Here is a 19214-nt window from a genome sequence, read left to right as displayed (position 1 = left end):
CCGAAGTAAAAAAATCTTAATGAAACGAGTAGTAGTAACAGGCTTAGGCACTATCAATCCTTTAGGAATAGATGTACCTACATTTTGGAAGAACAGCCTTGAAGGGAAAAGCGCCACGGGTATTATCACCCGTTTTGATGCGACAAAATTCAGGACCCAAATTGCAGCAGAAATTAAGGAGTTTGAACCCCAAAAATACTTAGATCGAAATGAAATAAAGCGCAGTGATTTATTCACGCAGTATGCTTTGTACAGTGCTTCTCAGGCTTTGGAAGATTCAGGATTAGATATAGGGAGCTTGGATCCTTTCGATATCGGTGTTATTTGGGGAGTGGGACAAGGCGGGATGGAAAGCTTTGAAAATGAGGTGGAAAATTATGTTACTGGAAACCACACGCCCCGCTTTAGTCCTTTCTTTATCCCCAGACTAATTGTGAATATGGCATCTGGTATGATATCGATGAAGTTTGGACTGCAAGGAATTAACTACACGGCAGTTTCTGCCTGTGCCACTTCCAATACATCCATCATGGATGCGTTCAATTATATCCGATTGGGAAAAGCCAAGGTATTTGTGACAGGGGGATCTGAAGCCCCTATTACTAAAGCATCTATCGGAGGATTTTCCGCTATGAAAGCGATGTCATCGAGAAACGAGGACCCGCTAACTGCAAGCCGGCCATTTGATAAAGATCGTGATGGATTCGTGATGGGTGAAGGGGCCGGTGCACTGATTTTGGAAGAATACGAACATGCAAAAAAGCGTGGAGCTCACATATATGCTGAGCTGGCTGGAGCTGCCATGACCTCCGATGCCTACCATATGACCTCACCTCATCCTGAAGGTTGGGGAGCTACCAAAGCAATGCAACTGGCTTTGAAGGAAGCCGACATTGATATTACAGAACTGGATTATTTGAATCTGCATGCTACATCTACGCCAGTAGGTGATATAGCGGAATTAAAAGCCGTGGACAAGACGTTTAAGGGATCAGATAAGTTGTGGGTGAGTTCTTCCAAATCCATGACTGGACATTTACTAGGTGCCGCCGGAGCTATAGAAGCCATTTTGGTAATAAAAACAATCAATGACAATATTATCCCACCTACCATTAATATTGAAAATCTGGATCCTGATATCCCCAAAAATATACACATTGTGATGAATGAGCCTTTAGAGAAAAATGTAAAAACTGCAATGAGCAATGCTTTCGGCTTTGGCGGGCATAATTCTACAGTAGTATTTCGGAAAGTATAATCCCTTAAATCTATTGAAAGAAGCCACTTCCTTTCTGATAATTATTACTCTTCCTCTTTACCTTTTATAAACTTTTAGAACATACAAAATTCAACTGTTCTGTCATAAAGAGCTGAGTAAATTCATCCAGAAAACCGCTCCAGTACCGAATCAAAAATCTACAAAATTTAATTGTAATAATATTTATTACATTAAGGATTACTCTTACATTTGTTACGACTATGAATAACACCAGATTTTCAACAGCCCTTCACATCTTAACCCTGCTCGCGGACAATGGAGAGGAATGGTTGAGTTCGGAATGGATTGCTGGAAGCCTCAATGTCAATCCGGTCATCGTTCGAAAAGAGCTTGGGGTATTGATTCAAGCGGCTTTAGTAAAAAGCAGGAAGGGTAAAATAGGTGGATACGCCCTTCTTAAAAGTAGCGCAAACATTACGCTAGCCGAGATTTACAGTCTAGTGAAAAATACCGATGTATTGGGTAAAAAGAATTTGCTACCCAATCCTAACTGTTCAATTGGAAAGGATATCAATCAAAAACTTGATGGATTATATTCTTCCATAGACCAATTGGTAATCAATGAATTACAAGGAAAGAGCTTGAAATACTTTGTAGAAACCTTTCACTGATATTTTTTTACCTTTTAATGTAACAGATTTTATTACAGTAACTATAAAACAAAACGATTATGAAAATTGGAATCACCGGAGCAACCGGACAACTTGGAGAATTAGTAGTAGAACAATTGAAAAGCAGAACCAATTCTGCAAACCTCATAGCGCTAGTTCGCTCCCCAGAGAAAGTACAAGGTATAGAAGCCAGGGCTTTCGATTATAACGAACCTACATCTATGGCAAAATCTTTGGAAGGTATTGAAGCCCTACTTTTGATTTCCGGAAATGAAATAGGACAAAGAGCCAGACAACATGGAAATGTGATCAATGCAGCTAAAGAAGCTGGAGTAAAGTGGATCGTATACACCAGTATTTTGAGAGCTGATTCTTCTACTATAAGTCTCGCAGCTGAACATCTGCAGACCGAAAAACTACTACAAGAATCCGGTATTCCATTTACTTTACTAAGAAATGGATGGTATACGGAAAACTATGCAGGTTCTATCCCGGGGGCAGTCGCAGCAGGAGCTCTTCTTGGAAGTGCCGGTACGGGCAAAATATCATCCGCAAGCAGGGCTGATTTTGCAGAGGCAGCAGCTGTCGTTTTGACAAGTGAGGGACATGAAGGAAAAGTTTATGAGCTTGCAGGTGATGAGTCTTTTACCTTAGCAGATTTAGCTTCTGAAATTTCCAAGCAAACCGGTAAAGACATCTCTTATCAAAACCTACCTGAGAAAGAATATAGTAAGACACTGAAAAGTCATGGATTACCCGAGATGATCGCAGACGGGATAGCCTCGTGGGATGTAAGTGCTTCCAAAGGAGATTTGTTTTCAGAAGATAAAACGCTATCCCAATTGATAGGACATCCTACAACACCTATGTCGGAATCTGTAAAATCAGTATTGGCCTGACCTGAGTCAAAATGCCACTTATAAGTAAGTGGCATTTTGACTTTTTAGAAAATTCCCTCTTGTCTTTTTCGCTTGCAGAAAATTCTAATTAATTGCATCGTGCACTCCAAACACAATCAACTGAATCCAATGCATATTTTCGGGAAGCTTTTGGGGAGTTATTTAATGGATGGATTCTAAAAAATCTTCAATTCGTTTCTTCTGTTTCAAATGGTGCCTCATATGCATTTCAGAATATTGAATCCACTCAAAACAATTTAAAAAACCAAGTCCGGGATGTTCTGATTTCCCGTACTTTGAGGTGTTTATAATTTTTCTCCAGATTTCGTTCGTGTCTTTTTTTAATTGCTCCATATCAGATTTCAGATTAGCCACTGTAGTTGGTTGCTTTACATTATCCGAAATTAGTGGATCAGATTGAATTCGTAAGTCCTCAAAGGAGCCCCTCTTGAACAGGATTTTAGCAGGATCTGAAGTCATTTTATCGATATTTATTTCATTCCCAAGAGTCGTTTCAAGCTGACTGTTGTACCAATTTGTTTCTTCAACCAGATGATTATAGAGCTGTCCGAGAGACCAACTTCTTTCATCTGGCTTGATTTTAAGTTGTCCAATAGTAAATCTAGATAGCTCGTCTATCCATATATCGATTGTCTCATTGAATTTTATTATTTCCATTTTCAAATGACTTATAATTGCTAACAGTTTCAGGCGTTGATTCCTATGCAGATCTCGGATAACGAATCTTCAATTTAACATTTTGCGTAATTCTAAAAATTGTTTTCCAGTGCTAATTTAGAGATACCTATATTAATTAAAACATATCCCAGATGTTGGCTTTTTTACCAACTTGTGTTATTTAAAACTCTCCCTAAAACCCAGTGGGGAAAGCTTGGTTTTACTTTTAAACAACTTACTGAAAGATTGGGGATGCTCGAAACCCAACTCATAAGCGATCTCACTAATTGATAGATCCGACGTGGAAAGTCTTTCCTTAGCTTTAGCGATCAACTTTTCATGGATGTGATTTTGGGTGCTTTGGCCAGTGAGTGATTTAAGTGAATTACTTAGGTAATTGGGAGAGACATTTAGCGAGTCTGCGACAAACTGAACAGATGGAAGGCCTTCTTGGTTTTCTCTTGCAAAAAATTCATCCAACACGACTTCCAGACGTGTCAGCAACTCATGGTTTTCTTTTTTTCGGGTGATGAACTGACGCTCATAAAATCGCTCAGCATAATTCAGTAGCAATTCGATCTGGGAGATAATTATGTTCTGGCTGAACTTGTCAATATTCGCCTGATATTCACGCTGGATATTCATTAAAATATCTGAAATGATTTGTTCCTCCTTATCAGATAAAAACAACGCCTCAGTCAGATCATAATCAAAAAATGTATACTGTTTGATTGTCTTTGCCAGTGATGTATTCCAAAGGAAATCCGGATGAATCAGTAAAATCCATCCGGATGGAGGAATGGGAGAGATATTCTCCACATACTCTATTGTCAAAATTTGATTTGGTGCAAAAAAAGACATTAATCCTTCATCAAAATCATAGTCTGACTGACCGTAACGATACTTTCCCTGAATGCCTTTTTTAAGCGATATGGAATAATATGTCTGCAGCCAGCTGATTTTATCATGATCAGGCAAATGAACTAAGGTGCTGTAATCTACCAAACTTACCAATGGATGGAGTGGTGGACGCAAGCCTCTCACTTTGTGAAATTCAGATATTGAATTGACTTTATATAGTTTATTGCTCTGCATGGCTTTTTTGAAGAAAACAGGAAATTCACCGTTCTGCATTCACTCCTTACAGAACGGCAATTTCCTATCAGTGTATATATAGTCTGTAAAATACAAACCCGGAATTTTATAAGAATATACCTCCCGAAACTTCAAGACGCTGGCCGTTGATCCAGCGGGAATCTTCTGAGCAAAGGAAAGCTATAACTCCACCGATATCTTCAGGCTCACCTACCCTACCAAGTGCTGTAGCTCCCGCTACCGCAGCTCTTTTCTGTTCATTAGTTTTGTTTTCCCCACCTCCAAATTCAGTGGCAATCGCTCCTGGAGCAACCACGTTTGCAGTGATTTTGCGTGAGGCAAGCTCCTTAGCCAAATATCTTGTCAACACATCTACACCACCTTTCATTGCGCCATAAGCTGATGAATTAGGAAAGCTGAATCTGGACAATCCTGAGGAAATATTGATAATTCTGCCTCCATCAGCAAGCAAAGGCACCGCCTTTTGAGTTAGGAAGTAAACACCCTTCAGATGGATGTTCGCCATTTCGTCAAACTGCTCTTCGGTAGTCTCCAAGAATGGGACATATAAACCCGTTCCGGCATTATTGATCAGAAAGTCAAAGCTTTCTCTCCCCTTCTCATTCTCTAAATAATCTTTTAGATCCGAAAAGAAACCTGCAAACGTTTTTACATCGCTGCTATCCAACTGCAAGGCTTTTGCTGTTTGCCCGAATTTCTCGATCTCAGCGACCACTTCATCAGCGGCGGATTTATTGGTGTGATAGGTGATCACCACATCATTTCCGTTTTTGGCAAGGTTGATTGCCATATCTCTCCCGAGGCCACGACTTCCACCTGTGACCAATGCAATTTTATTATTTGTCATAATCTTTGGTTTTTGTTTCTACAAATCTCCTTGAAAATGAGTTCATACACTTAGCCAAATCTATGCATCACGTAGCCGAAATAAAGAGAAACTAAATTTCGTAAAATTAAAACATGAGGTTTTGATTACCTTAAAACAAGATTAAATTGGAATGCATGAAACGACTGGCAAGTGTTACCCAACAGCTTCCCAATTTTTCACATCGAGCATACGTCAACTCAAATTATTATGTGAGAACTGGCAATACCATTGTGCTAAGCCCTGATGAGGCATACTTTAAAATGTATTGCAATGAGGCGGATAACAAAGACATTTGGCAACATCATCTTCCCTTACAATACTTTTATCTAGCTGATCGGCTTAAATAGAACAGAACTGAGAAGGCAAAATACAATGCACTCATCAAACTTCCCGTCATGCTTCAATTTACCTATTTCACTTCAGCAGATACAACTCCTACCATGCTATCTGCAGTCCCGTAATAAAGCAACCATTTGCCGTCGAAATACACCAAGCCTTCCAAAAAAGTCGTTCCCTCGGGGTATTGCCCAGATTTCTCAAAATCTAAAGTTGGCTGAATAAAAGGAGTTTCTACCCGATCGAGAAGTTTCCAAGGTTCGGTTGCGGAGAAAAGAGCTTGACCTCCAGTATAAACTCTGTTTCCTAGATTTTTTACCCCGACCTGTTGGGAGTTGCCAGCATTGTAGAGCACTACGATTCCATCCTTGGTAAGTACTGGAGGAGGGCCTGCTTCCACCAGCCAGGAATCAAAGAATCCTGGACGTGGACTCAGTACCGGAACCCGATTACCTTCATGGTTTTCTACAGGCTGCCAGTGGATCAAATCTTCTGATGTAGCTAGCCAAATGTGTGGCACCCCATAATACATCCAGTATTTCCCATCTATTTTGGCAGCAGTAAGCTTACCATCTATCAGTTCGGTAACAATAGCTCCGGATTTGGATTCAGTGTTGTGATATTTCCCATCCTTCCAATCTTTGAAAATCGGCCCATGTTTTTCCCAGTTTTCAAGATCTTTGGATGAAGCTACAGCCAGCCTTGGCACATCCCGATTCCACTGCGTATAAGTTAAGACATATAGCCCATCTGCTGTTTCGATGATTCTAGGATCCTCGGTTCCCCCTGTCCATTCAAACTCTTTTTGATTATCATCCTTTGGATAAAAGATAGGTTCGGACTCCCGCTCAAAGTCAAATCCATTTGAGGATGTCGCTAATCCTATTCTGGAAGTATGTCCTCCTATTTCTTTTTCTCCCAGTTTCTCCTCCGCCCGATAGAGCACATTTACCTTTCCATTGCGCACCACAGCAGCGGGGTTAAAGGTAGCCATGGACTCCCAAGCTACAGTCCTGCCAGTCATGGGGTCAGCAAAAGTGGTGTTACCCTGTGGAGCAATAATGGGTTTAGCTTCCTCAGGTCTAATAAAAGGGCCAAGCATCCATGATTTATCCTGAGCTTGGACAGATAGAAAAGTAATCAATAAAAGGAGGAATGAAATGGACTTTTTCATTTGAGTTGGGTTTATTATGCTCAAGATATACTCTTGTAAGCTTTGAAAAAAGTCCGCAGATTACCTATTTGGTAAATATTAATGCTACTTCTACCAATACACGCTAGTCCATTATATTCACTAAGTAAAATCTTACTTCATCATTTCCTTAATTGCCTTTCCAGCTTTTGCATCAGGATATTGCATACCTAGCAACTGAAAAATCGTACGTGCAATGCCAGCTGAATGCCATTGTCCTTGGGATTGTAATTCTCCGGTAGATGGTGTGTCCGGACCGATAGCAGCCATCCATATTTCTCCTCCTTCCGGCACGGATGAACCGTGATTTCTCCAAGAGGTTTTGGTGATGCCACGCCCGTGATCGGTAGTAATGATCATTGTTGTCTTGTCTTTATATTGAGCATGAGATTGTACAAAATCCCAGATTTCCTTGATATAAGCGTCCGTTTGCCGGGCAGACCAGATGTATTGATCGTAATGATTATCATGTGCCCAATCATCTGTTTCACCATAGGAAATGTAAAGTATTTTTGGCTTCTTATTTTTCAAAGCCGACATCGCATAGCTTTGCGTAAAAGCATCCAACCTCACACCATCCCATGGGCCACGGATTTCAGCTTGTAGTTTGTTTGTAAGAACTTCCTCAGGAGTAAGATTCTCTCCCTCAGCGGTGTCAAATCCTGCATTGACCGGCACTCCACTTCGCTTTTCATTTATTATAAAAGGGAAAACATCCCATGATCCGAAAGCCAGTACTCTGCCCTTGAATTCATCCATCTGATTCAAGTACTCCAGCAACGTCACATTAGGGTTATCAATTTTATCATTGCTGGTGATCCGCTTATCATCTGCAAAGCCGCTCAACAATTCGTTGTATCCAGGATAGGAAAACCACATTTTATTACTGTTATCTACCTTATTGCCGTACGCACGGTTGCCATATAGCTGACCTTCATTTGCTAAAGTATTCCAAAAAAAAGGCATCAAAAGCTCTCTTCTTTTCTGTGGACTATCATCCCAAAAATCTTTAACCAATGATTTTGGATTCTTTACCAGTGCCGGGTCACCCACCAGCAGGGAGTCTGCCCCTTGAAATACTTCTTGCCATCTCATCCCATCCAGTGTAATTAAAATGATATTTTCAGTTTTGTAATCCTGTGCTTTAACGATGGAATACTGAAAAAACAGAATTGCAAATGCTGTCCAAACAATTGATTTTTTAAACATGACTCTCGTTGGGTTTTAAAAAAAGTCACCCCAAATTTTATTTGAAGAGTGACTTTTTAGATTTAATTACTATTCTCGAATTAAGGAAAAAAGAAACCTACCTACTGGGAAATTCTAAGAAAGTAGGCAGGATCTATTTTCTTTCACGTCAACTTACTAATCCACATCCCACCATACATGAGTAGTAATGGCATCAGGACCCTGACGGCCTATTGCATTCAAGTAATTTTCTCTGTTTTGCGACTGCACACTCGTAGGATACATAAATCTCACCGGAACAGTATTGATATAAGCTGCTGGGCCTGGTGTAATTTCGGGATAATCAGTTCTTCTCCAGTCATACCAGCTTTCCATTCCTGAGAAAAACAAAGCAAGCCATTTTTGAGTACCGATTTTGGAAAGCTTTTCCTCTGTGGAACCCGTGTAGGCTACCTCCGGATTAGCAAAATAAGCGTCATCTAACACTAGTACATCTGCAATTTGCGGAAGCCCAATGAGTTCATAACGGCTTTTGTAGTATGAGACGGAAGATTCTATTCCATTTTTATAATAGGTATCAGCTGTGCCTGCTGAGATATACCCCTTTTCTTTAGCTTCAGCCAAAATAAACTGCAGCTCCGAATAGCTCATCAAAATAGCTTGTGCCCCCACAGGATTTGCCAAGCTGGAACATGCGGAACATGACCATAGAAGCCCAACTCTGGAGATAAAATTCGACCCATTTTTAGCTGGATCCCCTGATGGAGAGTAAGCCAAGGCTTCTTCATCTGCCAAACCATTTGGAACTCCCTGGTAATCTCCTTTCGTCCCGATGACTCCAGCACCGGAATCATTAGTAGGCTGAGCATAGGCATATAATCTAGGATCATCCAATTCTTTCAATACGTCTTCCATTTTTTCACTTAATCTATACTCATCAAATGAACCTGATCTGGTCGTATACAAGCCATGTTGATTAGGCACATCCTGAAGATACTGCAAGGCGGCATGATCCTCATTTGAAGTGAAAATCGGGTATTGGGATGGGTTGGAAATAATCGCCTCCATATCAGCCGAAGGATCCATACGATCCGATAGTCTCATCAAAATCCTCAACCTTAGCGAATTGGCATATTTCTTCCATCTCAAAATATCCCCATCAAAAAGAATGTCGCCCTCCACACCCTCTGTGGTAGAACCGAGTAAATTATTAGCCATCTCCAGTTCCTCAAGAATTCCATTGTAGATAGTTTCCTGTGTGTCAAATACAGGATAATTCACTCCATCTTTAGCATTTGTTGCCTGTGTGTAGGGTAAATCTCCATACGCATCAGACATAAAAGAGTACATGCTGGCTCTCAGCACGTGCGCAATACCCACATAATTATTTTGCCCAGAGGCAGTGGAAATAGTAATGACATTACTCAAATCCCGCATGGAATTATAAAATGTATTGTAAGGGTCGCTCTCTGGACCCCAGTTGTACCGATCGCCGTTGGTAAACTGGATCTTGGCAGTTTGTTGCATCACCACATTTCCAGTCCCCCAGGCTTGACCGGAGATTTCATTGACTGTGTTGCGGATGATCGTTGGCAAAAGCAAACTGGAGGAAACAATCTCAGGACTGTTTGGATTTATGTTGACCTCCTCGAAATCTTTATCGCAGCCACTTAATGAAAGCATTGCTGCAAGCCCGATTCCTGCTATATATTTTATATTGAAATTCATGATTTTCTGTTTTAGAGAGTTTTTTAGATTCAAAGTTGAGCTGCTTAAAACTTCACATTAATATTGAAGCCCATACTTCTGGTAGAAGGGAAAGACATATCCTCTACACCCGGTATCAGTGTGCCACCACTCATGGAAAGAGTTTCCGGATCAAAGTGTGGATTCTCAGTCCAAAGGGCGAGGTTTCTTCCAACCAAGGATATTTTCACATCTTCAAATGGCAATCTTCCCAAAATTGATCTTGGAATAGTATATCCCAAAGTGACTTCTCTCAACTTTAAAAAAGTAGCGTCATATTTCGCAGCCTCTACGTTGTCTCTATTGTAATAGGTGTTGTGCCAGTTTCTTGACGTAGTTTCATAAGTATTTGGAGAATAACTACCGTCAGTATTCGCCACCACACCTTCTGAGATAATACCATTCCCCTCTCCTTCCAAATCATAGCCAGTTTCCCGGCCATAAAGGGTCTCAGCCAATTGACCTGAGGTACTACCAATCGTTTTGGTTCTTGATACTACAATCCCACCATATCTGAAGTCAAATAAGAATCCTAAGTTTAGCCCTTTATAGCTCAAGTTATTTTGGAAACCAAGCATCCAGTCTGGATTATAATTTCCCTGAAGCTTCAATTCCGACCCAGTAAGAGGTGTTCCAGTGCTATTGTGGATGATCTGACCGAAATATTCTGAGTTTTCATCTTCTACTCTGGAGAATCCTTTTCCGTAGATATTTCCCATTCTCTCACCTACCCGAGCTTGAATATTTGCTCCATTTCTGCCCGTAAGTGAATAGGTGTCCAAGCCTTCAGTCAGTTCTAATACTTTACCTCTGTTACGGGTGAAGTTGGCTAAGAAACTCCAGTTAAAACCACTGGATGTGTTCACTGGATTAGCATTCAATACGACTTCTATACCCTTGTTTTGGATCTCACCTGCATTGATGATTCGCGATGCATAACCAGTGGCAATATCCAATTCTATCGGGATAATTTGATTCTTGGTTCTGTTGTCAAAATACGTGAAATCCAGTCCAAGTCTTCCTTCGAAGAATCTAACATCAAGTCCTGTTTCAAAAGCACCTGTTGTCTCAGGCTTCAATTCAGCATTCGAAAGTCTACTTGACTCGGATTTTGCCTGCACAGATCCCCAAGCAGTTTGGGAGCTGTATACATTTGAAAGGCTATACGGGTCTGTATCATTACCAACTTGCGCATAAGCCAGTCTGGCTTTCAAAAATGAAATAGCTTTAGGCATAGTCACCATATCCGAGATCACAGCCCCGAAAGTAGCGGAAGGATAGAAGTAACTGTTGTTGTCCGAGGGCAAAGTACTTGACCAGTCATTTCTACCTGTAATGTCTAAGAAAAGAACGTTTTTGTATCCTATCTGACCAAAACCATACAGTGAGTTAATTCTCTTTTCCGAATTGTACTGAGACACCTGTAAGTTTACAGCCGTATTCGTAAAGTTGTAAATGCCTGGAATCAAAAGCTGAGGTGCAATAGTTTGCAAAGATCTGTTTTCCTGACGCATTTGGTTACCACCTACTGCTATGCTGTAAGTGAATATCTCTTTCGTACTCTCAGAGTAGGTCAATAGAAAATCCGTGTTCATTTCAGAGAAATATAAATTGTCTTCTCTGTAATTTCCTTTAGGGAAACGCTGCGTACTGAAAGCTCTTTTTCTATCTCTTAGCTCATTATAAGTATCTAAACCAGTTCTTAGCATCAGGTTTAACTTATCTGTAAACTTGTAGTTCACTGAGATATTACCATAGATTCTATCCTTCGCTTGTCCGTTGGTATTTTCATAGACGTTGAAGTATGGATTGTCATGGTAGTTGTAATTGTAATTAAACTGCTGTTCGCCTTCCCTACCTTCCATCCAGTAGTCTCTCAAATTGGCAGTATTAATCTGACGACCGTACCAAATCCACAGGTACATCAAGTTTTCTGTACCATAGCTAATGTTTGGTCTATTGCCGCTTTGAGATCGCTGATAGTTTACTGTTGTGTTGACAGATAGCTTGTCTGTTAGGTTTAGGCCACCATTTATTGAAATGGTATTTCTTTTCAAATCGGTGTTTGGGACTATGCCCTTTTGGTCCAAATTGGTCCATGATAGACGGATATTTGCATTTTCATTTGCGGCAGAGAGTGCAACATTATTTGATAGTGTCACTCCGGTCTGAAAAAAGTCCTTAACATTATCGGAATTGGAAACCCATGGAGTAGCAGTAATGGTACTTCCCGCTGGCGCAGTCAAATCGCCTCCCCTGAACCCAGGCACATCTCTAGGTGAGTCAAACTGTGGAATCAACAAACCAGCATCCAATCTTGGACCCCAACTCTCATCTACACCATCCGCGATGCCTGCACCTGAACCGTTTACATATTCAAATTGGCCGTTGTTTCCCTGACCATACGTGTTCTGCCAATCAGGAAGTTTCAGTGCATTGTCAAAAGTTGTATTGGAGTTGATAGTGACTCCAAGTCCTTTTTTGTTCTTACCTGTTTTGGTCGTGATCAAAATAGCGCCATTTGCTGCTCTAGATCCATAAAGTGCGGCAGCAGCGGGACCTTTTAATACCGTCATCGAAGCAATATCATCCGGGTTGATTTCACCTGCTGCATTACCATAATCCACTTCCTGATTACTTGATCCAGACGAACCAACGATATTATTGGAGATTGGAACTCCGTTGACCACGAAAAGTGGCTGATTTGCATTGATATTCAGAGAAGACTCTCCACGGATAGTCACACGGCTGGAACCTCCAATTCCTGAAGATCCGTTCGTGATCTGAACGCCCGCGACACGCCCACTTAATGAGTTCACCACATTAGTCTCGCGTGCTTCCGTAAACCTATCGCCTTCCACTTCCTGTATGGAGTAGCCCAAAGCTTTAGTCTCCCGCTCTACTCCAAGAGCAGTGACCACCACCTCATTCAGAGCCAGTCCTTCGTTAAGTGTTACATTAATTTCAGTTGAGCTGCCTACTGCCTTTTCGAGGGCTTCATAGCCTACAAAAGAAAAAACCAGAGTTTCTCCTACAGATGCTTGAATGGAGTAGGTTCCATCAACATCAGTTACCGTCCCGCGGCTGGTGCCTTTCACCAGAACTGTTGCTCCAGGCAAAGCTTCATTGTTCGTGTCAATTACTTTCCCTGTAATCCTGGCTTGTTGGGCGAAAGTAAGGTTGATGATAAACAGCATACACACTGTTACCATACATTGCCAAATGCTTTTTTTAGCAGTCATTATAAAGTAGAGGTTTTTAATAGATAAAAGTTTGGTTAGAATTATACCAAAGCTAAACCCCTAATAAAAAATTGGGATTAAAAGCTCATTAACAAAAAGTTAATTAATTTATTGTTAAAATAACAAAATAAAGCCTCAATCTTTTACTAATCAATAAAATATAGGTGAAAACAGTACGAATAATGATAGTGGATATTTTTATCACATTACCGTTGCGTTACTTAAAAGTATATAAATATTAAACCTTAGAACTTAGTACTTTTGATAGAATTATTCATCTCAACAAAGCTTTAGGATTTCTTGGAAAAAATGGGCCGATATATTTACTGTAATCAAGAAATCGCTTTCTAAAAAATAAAGCCGTACCCAAAGGCGCGGCTTTTGATCTTGGAAACATATTTTTACCTATTAATCTTCGGCATGACTTCAGTAAATAAATCTAACATCTATAGTCGCCTATCTTCTCAAGACTTTAATACTAATTAGGATTGTCAACTAGCTACTTACTAAATGGCAGAATAAGTACTTAAGGCAACAAATTAAATCCTCCATGAGTCAGAATTACAGTGTTTTGATCCAGCGCTTCATTAGGTGAAAGCTCGATCATCCCATCGCTTTCCAAGCCTGTTTTAACAGGTATTTTTTCCAACTTGAAGCCAGCCTCGGTCTTTTCACGCTGCACCAACACATAACTTTCTCCTTCAGAAACCACTACGGATGTCACTGGAACTACCCAGGCTTCTTTTGGATCCTGAATTAATTTAGCCTCCAAGAACATTCCTGGAAAAAGTAAAGCCTCCTCTTTTTCGTCCGGCAAATGAGCATGTACGTTGATTTGGCGCTCGCTATTAATTGACTGACCTACGACAAACACTTCGGCTTCCAAGGTTTTGCCAGGAACATCTGGAATCGTCACAAGTACTTTTTGACCCTTATGGATATTTGCAGCATCCTTTTCGAACACCACCAACTCAATATGCAAATGTTCTTTACTGATAATGGTCATCGCTTTCCCTCCAACAGACAGAAATGAGCCTTGCACCAAATGTATTCCATCCACAAAGCCAGAAATTGGCGATAAAACAGGAACCTTGGAACGAATGTTTTCAGGCTTCAACTGATCAGCGTTGATGTTGATTAGAGCCAATTGACGCTTTAGGCTTTCTGCCTTGGCTTTGGTAGCCTGAAAATCCGCTTCAGCTTTCAGATAGTTTTTCTGAGAAGCGATCTTCTCTCCAAACAAAGTGTTTTGCCGTTCATATTCTGCTTGCAGATAATTCAGTTGGCTACTTGCTTCCAAATAGTCCTGCTGCAAACGGATGAAGTCTGTATTTTCCAAATAGAAAAGCACTTCTCCCTTTTTCACAGGCTCACCTTCGAGTTTATTCAAACCACTTACGTAGCCGCCGAAATAAGCCGAAATCTCCTGAATACCCTCTACAGGAACTTTCACCATTCCCTGTACAGAAAGTCCTTCAGAGAACTCTTCCATTTTCGGGCTTCCCCACTCCATTTTCATCGTCTCAAATTGCTTCTGGGAAACTGTGATAAAGGGTCCTGAAGAAGTGCCTGCTTCTACTTCAACGCCTTCAGACTCGGTTTTTCCAGAACTAGTGCATTGAATAAACAAAAGACTGCTGCTTAATACTGTAGCGCTAAGGAATGTTTTTATATAGATATTCTTCATCAGTTCAGAAGGTAGTTGATGTCCAAAATAGTTTGTTGATAAGCAAATTTGCTTTGTAGGTATTGAAGGGTGATGGTCCTGGAGTTCTCTATCAGCTGCACATATTGAAGGAAGTCAATTTCCCCTTCCTGATATGATTGCTGCGCCTGTTGCAGAATTTGAAGTGAAAGTGTTTTTCCTTGGGATTCATAATACTCAATCACTCGGATATTTTGATCCAATTGACGATGCAGCTGTTGAGCTCGATTCTCCAACTGATTTCTGTATTGTTCAGCTTCCAGCTGGATTTTTTGCTGTTGAAATTCGCTGGTTTTCACATGGGACTTCTGAGCTCCAAAAAAAAGCGGTACTGAAATCCCTGCCTGAAATCCAGGATAGACTTTAGCGTTTTCTCCAGGATTGGTACCTCGAAATACTTCCAAATTAATGTCAGGAAGAAGTTTTCGTTTCTCAGTCTGAATCTGATAAATGGATTGATTAACCGCATTTTCATAATACGCTACACCTGGATGTGATTTCATATCCTCAGAAAGGACCACTTCTAAATCAATGTCTTCGTCTGAAAGCTGGAGATCACCTTCCCAGTTAAGAACTAATTTCAGTTTATCCATTGCTACCAATGAATTTTGGTGAGCTTCACTTTTTTTCAGACTGATCTCCTGACGCTTTGCATCAGCTGTCAATTTCTCCAGATAATTGCTTTCTCCTGTTTCAAATTTTCGTGTAGCGGCCCTGGTAAATTCTTTGTAAAGTGAATCCAAGTAGTCGTAGTTTTCTATCAATTCCTGCCAATATCTTGCTGCAATGAATGCCTTACTTACTTCTCCTTCAAGCTCTCGTTTTCGAAGCTCAAACTGACTGAGCTGCATTTCCGCTCCGGCTTCAAGGACATTTTTCTGAGCTCCGTATAGTGTAGGAAAAGCCATGCTTTGACTTATGCCCCACTTGCGGTTGTAAATCTCATTTTCAGCTATGTCATTTTTATCGATAGCATAATACACGTTCGTTTTATCGAGATTCCAGCCTTGACCGATTTTGGCATTTGCCATCTCAAGTGACTTGTCTGCAGCCTTGAGGTTCAGATTTCGCTCCATTCCTATATTAACCGCTTGTTCTAATGTGAGTGGACTTTCCTGGGCTTTACCAGCAAAAGAAACCATAAGGATCAACCCGAGGGAAGCTAAAACTTTCTTGGAAGTAGAGGAAGTCCCCCCATTCTTGGTTTTAAATAGCACATACAAAACTGGAAGTACGATCAGCGTAAGGATAGTCGCAGAAATCAAACCTCCTACTACTACTGTGGCTAAAGGCCGTTGAACTTCAGCTCCTGCTGAATTGGAAATCGCCATTGGCAAAAAGCCCAACGCCGCTGCAGATGCAGTAAGCAAAACTGGTCTCAAACGCTCCTTTGCGCCTTTGATTACCAGATCTTTGATATTTATATAATGTGATTCCATGGATTTGAAATGTTCAATTAGGACGATTCCGTTGAGGACTGCTATACCGAAAAGAGCGATAAATCCCACGCCTGCAGAGATACTGAAAGGCATATCTCTCGCCCAAAGCAACAGTACTCCCCCAATCGCTGAAAGTGGAATGGCGGAATAAATCATCAAAGCATCCCGAGAAGAAGAGAAGGCGAAGTAAAGCAGCACGAAAATCAGAAAGAGTGCAATAGGAACGGCAATCATCAGTCTGTTTCTGGCTTGCTGTAGATTTTCAAACTGGCCACCATAATCCACTCTGTAGCCTTCCGGAAGATCTATTTGATTGGCAACTATGGCTTGTATATCATCGACTACAGACTGCAAATCTCGGTTTCTCACATTCACACCGATCACCACTCTGCGCTGGGTATTATCCCTGGAAATTTTTGCAGGGCCTTTTGTATAGCTGATAGTTGCCAACTCTGAAAGAGGAACCGAACCACCATTTGGCAGTTGGATCGAGGCCTGCTCCAGATGTCGGATATCCTTCCGAAATGGCTCCGCAAACCTCACGACAAGATCAAATTGCTTTTCCCCTTCAAAAACTTTCCCCGCACTCATTCCCGCAAAACCCATCGTCACCACCTCATTCAGATCAGATATATTCAATCCGAACTTGGCTATTTTGCCTCGGTTGTATTCGATCTTCATCTGTGGAAGACCATCCACTTTTTCCAAAATTATATCTGCTGCACCTTCCACTCCTTGGATCGCAGCTTCGATTTCCTCAGCCGTGCTCAGCAACACATCTAGATCTTCTCCGAAAACTTTGATCGCCAAGTCTGCCCGGACACCCGTAATCAGCTCATTAAAGCGCATCTCTATCGGCTGGGTGAACTCGTATTCCATTCCTGGAATCACTTCCAACGCCTCTTTAAATTTCTCTGCAAGCTCATCCTTAGTCTCCACCGTGGTCCATTCCGAGTGAGGTTTCAAGGTCACAATCACATCACTTTCTTCCATGGACATGGGGTCAGTAGGGATTTCCGCCGCACCAATCCTAGTCACTACCTGGTTTACCTCGGGAAATTGTTTGAGAATTTTCTCAATCTCAGTGATCGTCTCCACTGTATTGGTGAGCGTGGTTCCTGTTTTCAAAAAAGGTTGGATCACAAAATCTCCCTCATCCAGCGTAGGCACAAACTCAGAGCCCATGGTTGAGAAAATCAGAATTGTTCCCACCAATAATCCAACAGCAGTGATCAGCACAGCTTTAGTATGATCCAAAGCCCAAGTAATGGCAGGCTCGTAAACTTTGTTTAGGCCATTGATAATTCTGGTAGAAATATTTTTAGGGCCAGGAGGAGTAGTCTTGAGAAAAAGAGATGAAACTACAGGGACGTAGGTCAATCCCAGAATCATGGCACCAATCAAAGCAAAGGAAAACACCTCAGCCATTGGACGGAACATCTTGCCTTCCACTCCAGTCAGCGAAAGAATCGGGATAAATACAATGATGATAATGATCTGCCCAAAGATGGCCGAATGCATCATTTTGGAAGCTCCGGTAAAGGAAATCTCATCCTTCTTCTCCTGCTTTTGAGCTTTGGACAGTCCTGCCAACTGATGATCAGCCCGGGTAAATTGGAACGCAATAAACTCCACAATAATCACTGCTCCATCGATTATAATCCCGAAGTCTATAGCCCCCAAACTCATCAGGTTGGCATCAACGCCGAAGATGTACATCATGGAAAGCGCGAAGAGCAAACTCAAGGGAATTACAGACGCGACCACCAGCCCAGAACGGAAATTGCCCAATAAAAGAACTACCACAAAGACTACAATCAAGCAACCTAAAATCAGGTTTTCAGCAATCGTAAAGGTGGTTTTACCGATCAGCTCCGATCTATCCAAGAAACCATTGATGACAATTCCTTCAGGAAGCGAAGACTTCATTTCCTCCAGACGCTCTTTCACCCGGTCTATTGTTCCTTTGGAATCAGCTCCTTTCAGCATCATCACCTGACCCAGCACTTTTTCTCCCTCACCATTTGCTGTGATTGCTCCGAATCTATTCGCATGACCAAAGCCAACTTCAGCTATATCCCGGATATAAATTGGAGAGCCATTTCTCACCTCCACGACTATGTTCCCAATATCTTCCAAGGTGGAAACCAAACCCTCACCCCGAATAAAAAAGCTTTCGTTTGTCTTTTCTATATAGCCTCCACCTGCGATTGAATTATTCATTTCCATCGCATGATATACCTCCGCAATGTCAATCTGCATTCCTTTTAAGCGTTCAGGATTGATCGCTACTTCGTATTGCTTCAGGAAACCTCCCCAGGTATTCACTTCCACCACACCTTCTATCCCGGAAAGCTGACGGCGTACCACCCAATCCTGAATAGTCCGCAAATCAGTAATATCATACTCACTTTCAAACCCTGGCTCTACGTCTATTACGTACTGAAAAATCTCCCCAAGTCCAGTGGAAATAGGTCCCATGATAGGACTACCGAAACCTTCAGGAATACTCTCTTCTGCTATTTTAATCCGCTCAGCTACCAGTTGCCGGGGAAGGTAAGTTCCCATTTTATCCTCGAACACTATAGTAACTACCGAAAGTCCAAATTTAGAAACTGAGCGGATCTCGACAACTCCCGGAAGGTTGGCCATCTCCAGTTCCACCGGATAGGTCAGGTATTTTTCCACATCTTCGGTAGCAAGATTTCTGGAAGTGGTGATCACCTGAATCTGATTGGTTGTGATATCAGGTACCGCACCTATAGGGAGATTGCTAAGTGCAAAGATTCCAAAACCTATCCACGCTGCTATAAAAATGGAAATGATAAGCTTATTCCCTATACTCCACTGAATAATTCTATCTAACATGAGAGGGGCTGTGATTGAATATAATTTTCCTCAATTATGCCAGTAGC

The 19214-nt window shown here is 41.3% G+C and carries 13 protein-coding genes; 4 read left to right on the top strand and 9 right to left on the bottom strand.

Features of this window, described 5'->3' with window-relative positions:
* Positions 1-19: 19 nt before the first annotated feature.
* From fabF to AACZ73_RS19195, 3 genes are all read left to right on the top strand, one after another.
* The gene (gene fabF, locus AACZ73_RS19205; RefSeq protein ID WP_339880389.1) at positions 20-1258 is read left to right on the top strand and encodes a beta-ketoacyl-ACP synthase II; all 1239 of its coding nucleotides are present in this window, start codon (positions 20-22) and stop codon (positions 1256-1258) included.
* Between the two features lie 221 nt (positions 1259-1479).
* Positions 1480-1890, top strand: coding sequence for an Rrf2 family transcriptional regulator (locus AACZ73_RS19200; protein WP_339880388.1), 411 nt, complete (start codon positions 1480-1482; stop codon positions 1888-1890).
* A gap of 59 nt (positions 1891-1949) precedes the next feature.
* Entirely contained in the window at positions 1950-2789 is an 840-nt protein-coding gene (locus tag AACZ73_RS19195) for an SDR family oxidoreductase (RefSeq protein ID WP_339880387.1), read from the top strand.
* A 162-nt stretch (positions 2790-2951) separates the two neighbouring features.
* On the opposite strand, the gene AACZ73_RS19190 is transcribed toward AACZ73_RS19195, so the two are convergent.
* From AACZ73_RS19190 to AACZ73_RS19180, 3 genes are all read right to left on the bottom strand, one after another.
* Positions 2952-3467 (bottom strand): DinB family protein, encoded by a 516-nt coding sequence (locus tag AACZ73_RS19190; protein ID WP_339880386.1) that lies wholly within the window; start codon positions 3465-3467, stop codon positions 2952-2954.
* Between the two features lie 177 nt (positions 3468-3644).
* Positions 3645-4562 carry a helix-turn-helix domain-containing protein gene (locus AACZ73_RS19185; RefSeq protein ID WP_339880384.1) on the bottom strand — a complete coding sequence of 306 codons (918 nt, stop codon included), beginning with the start codon at positions 4560-4562 and terminating at the stop codon, positions 3645-3647.
* Positions 4563-4668: 106 nt separating this feature from the next.
* The gene (locus AACZ73_RS19180) at positions 4669-5430 is read right to left on the bottom strand and encodes an SDR family oxidoreductase (RefSeq protein ID WP_339880383.1); all 762 of its coding nucleotides are present in this window, start codon (positions 5428-5430) and stop codon (positions 4669-4671) included.
* A 155-nt stretch (positions 5431-5585) separates the two neighbouring features.
* Here AACZ73_RS19180 and AACZ73_RS19175 point away from each other — a divergent pair, with 155 nt between their 5' ends.
* Complete coding sequence (locus tag AACZ73_RS19175; protein WP_339880382.1) at positions 5586-5798, top strand: hypothetical protein; 213 nt, start codon at positions 5586-5588, stop codon at positions 5796-5798.
* A gap of 62 nt (positions 5799-5860) precedes the next feature.
* Here AACZ73_RS19175 and AACZ73_RS19170 read toward each other — a convergent pair whose 3' ends face one another.
* The 6 genes from AACZ73_RS19170 to AACZ73_RS19145 form a co-directional block, all read right to left on the bottom strand.
* Entirely contained in the window at positions 5861-6961 is a 1101-nt protein-coding gene (locus AACZ73_RS19170; protein WP_339880381.1) for a glycoside hydrolase family 130 protein, read from the bottom strand.
* A gap of 132 nt (positions 6962-7093) precedes the next feature.
* Positions 7094-8188, bottom strand: a complete 1095-nt coding sequence (locus AACZ73_RS19165; RefSeq protein WP_339880380.1) for a phosphoglyceromutase — start codon at positions 8186-8188, stop codon at positions 7094-7096.
* Between the two features lie 156 nt (positions 8189-8344).
* Positions 8345-9895: a SusD/RagB family nutrient-binding outer membrane lipoprotein gene (locus AACZ73_RS19160; protein WP_339880378.1), complete on the bottom strand. Its 1551-nt coding sequence runs from the start codon at positions 9893-9895 to the stop codon at positions 8345-8347.
* Positions 9896-9939: 44 nt separating this feature from the next.
* Positions 9940-13155 (bottom strand): SusC/RagA family TonB-linked outer membrane protein, encoded by a 3216-nt coding sequence (locus AACZ73_RS19155; protein WP_339880376.1) that lies wholly within the window; start codon positions 13153-13155, stop codon positions 9940-9942.
* 526 nt (positions 13156-13681) lie between these two features.
* The gene (locus AACZ73_RS19150) at positions 13682-14842 is read right to left on the bottom strand and encodes an efflux RND transporter periplasmic adaptor subunit (protein ID WP_339880374.1); all 1161 of its coding nucleotides are present in this window, start codon (positions 14840-14842) and stop codon (positions 13682-13684) included.
* On the bottom strand, positions 14842-19167 hold the full coding sequence (locus tag AACZ73_RS19145) for a CusA/CzcA family heavy metal efflux RND transporter (protein ID WP_339880373.1): 4326 nt from the start codon (positions 19165-19167) through the stop codon (positions 14842-14844). Before AACZ73_RS19145 ends, AACZ73_RS19150 begins: the two co-directional genes overlap by 1 nt.
* Between the last annotated feature and the right edge of the window lie 47 nt (positions 19168-19214).

This window comes from uncultured Algoriphagus sp. (genome assembly GCF_963974835.1).
In the GTDB taxonomy this organism is placed as follows: domain Bacteria; phylum Bacteroidota; class Bacteroidia; order Cytophagales; family Cyclobacteriaceae; genus Algoriphagus.
Note: the sequence above shows the minus strand (reverse complement) of the source record. Positions and strands in the feature narration are given on the sequence as shown.

Excerpts from the sequence above, each read along its gene's own strand:
- AACZ73_RS19185 (WP_339880384.1), bottom strand. The coding sequence starts at position 4,562 with ATGCAGAGCAATAAACTATATAAAGTCAATTCAATATCTGAATTTCAC.
- AACZ73_RS19160 (WP_339880378.1), bottom strand. The coding sequence starts at position 9,895 with ATGAATTTCAATATAAAATATATAGCAGGAATCGGGCTTGCAGCAATG.
- AACZ73_RS19200 (WP_339880388.1), top strand. The coding sequence starts at position 1,480 with ATGAATAACACCAGATTTTCAACAGCCCTTCACATCTTAACCCTGCTC.
- AACZ73_RS19155 (WP_339880376.1), bottom strand. The coding sequence starts at position 13,155 with ATGACTGCTAAAAAAAGCATTTGGCAATGTATGGTAACAGTGTGTATG.
- AACZ73_RS19180 (WP_339880383.1), bottom strand. The coding sequence starts at position 5,430 with ATGACAAATAATAAAATTGCATTGGTCACAGGTGGAAGTCGTGGCCTC.
- AACZ73_RS19175 (WP_339880382.1), top strand. The coding sequence starts at position 5,586 with ATGAAACGACTGGCAAGTGTTACCCAACAGCTTCCCAATTTTTCACAT.
- AACZ73_RS19165 (WP_339880380.1), bottom strand. The coding sequence starts at position 8,188 with ATGTTTAAAAAATCAATTGTTTGGACAGCATTTGCAATTCTGTTTTTT.
- AACZ73_RS19150 (WP_339880374.1), bottom strand. The coding sequence starts at position 14,842 with ATGAAGAATATCTATATAAAAACATTCCTTAGCGCTACAGTATTAAGC.
- fabF (WP_339880389.1), top strand. The coding sequence starts at position 20 with ATGAAACGAGTAGTAGTAACAGGCTTAGGCACTATCAATCCTTTAGGA.
- AACZ73_RS19170 (WP_339880381.1), bottom strand. The coding sequence starts at position 6,961 with ATGAAAAAGTCCATTTCATTCCTCCTTTTATTGATTACTTTTCTATCT.
- AACZ73_RS19195 (WP_339880387.1), top strand. The coding sequence starts at position 1,950 with ATGAAAATTGGAATCACCGGAGCAACCGGACAACTTGGAGAATTAGTA.
- AACZ73_RS19145 (WP_339880373.1), bottom strand. The coding sequence starts at position 19,167 with ATGTTAGATAGAATTATTCAGTGGAGTATAGGGAATAAGCTTATCATT.
- AACZ73_RS19190 (WP_339880386.1), bottom strand. The coding sequence starts at position 3,467 with ATGGAAATAATAAAATTCAATGAGACAATCGATATATGGATAGACGAG.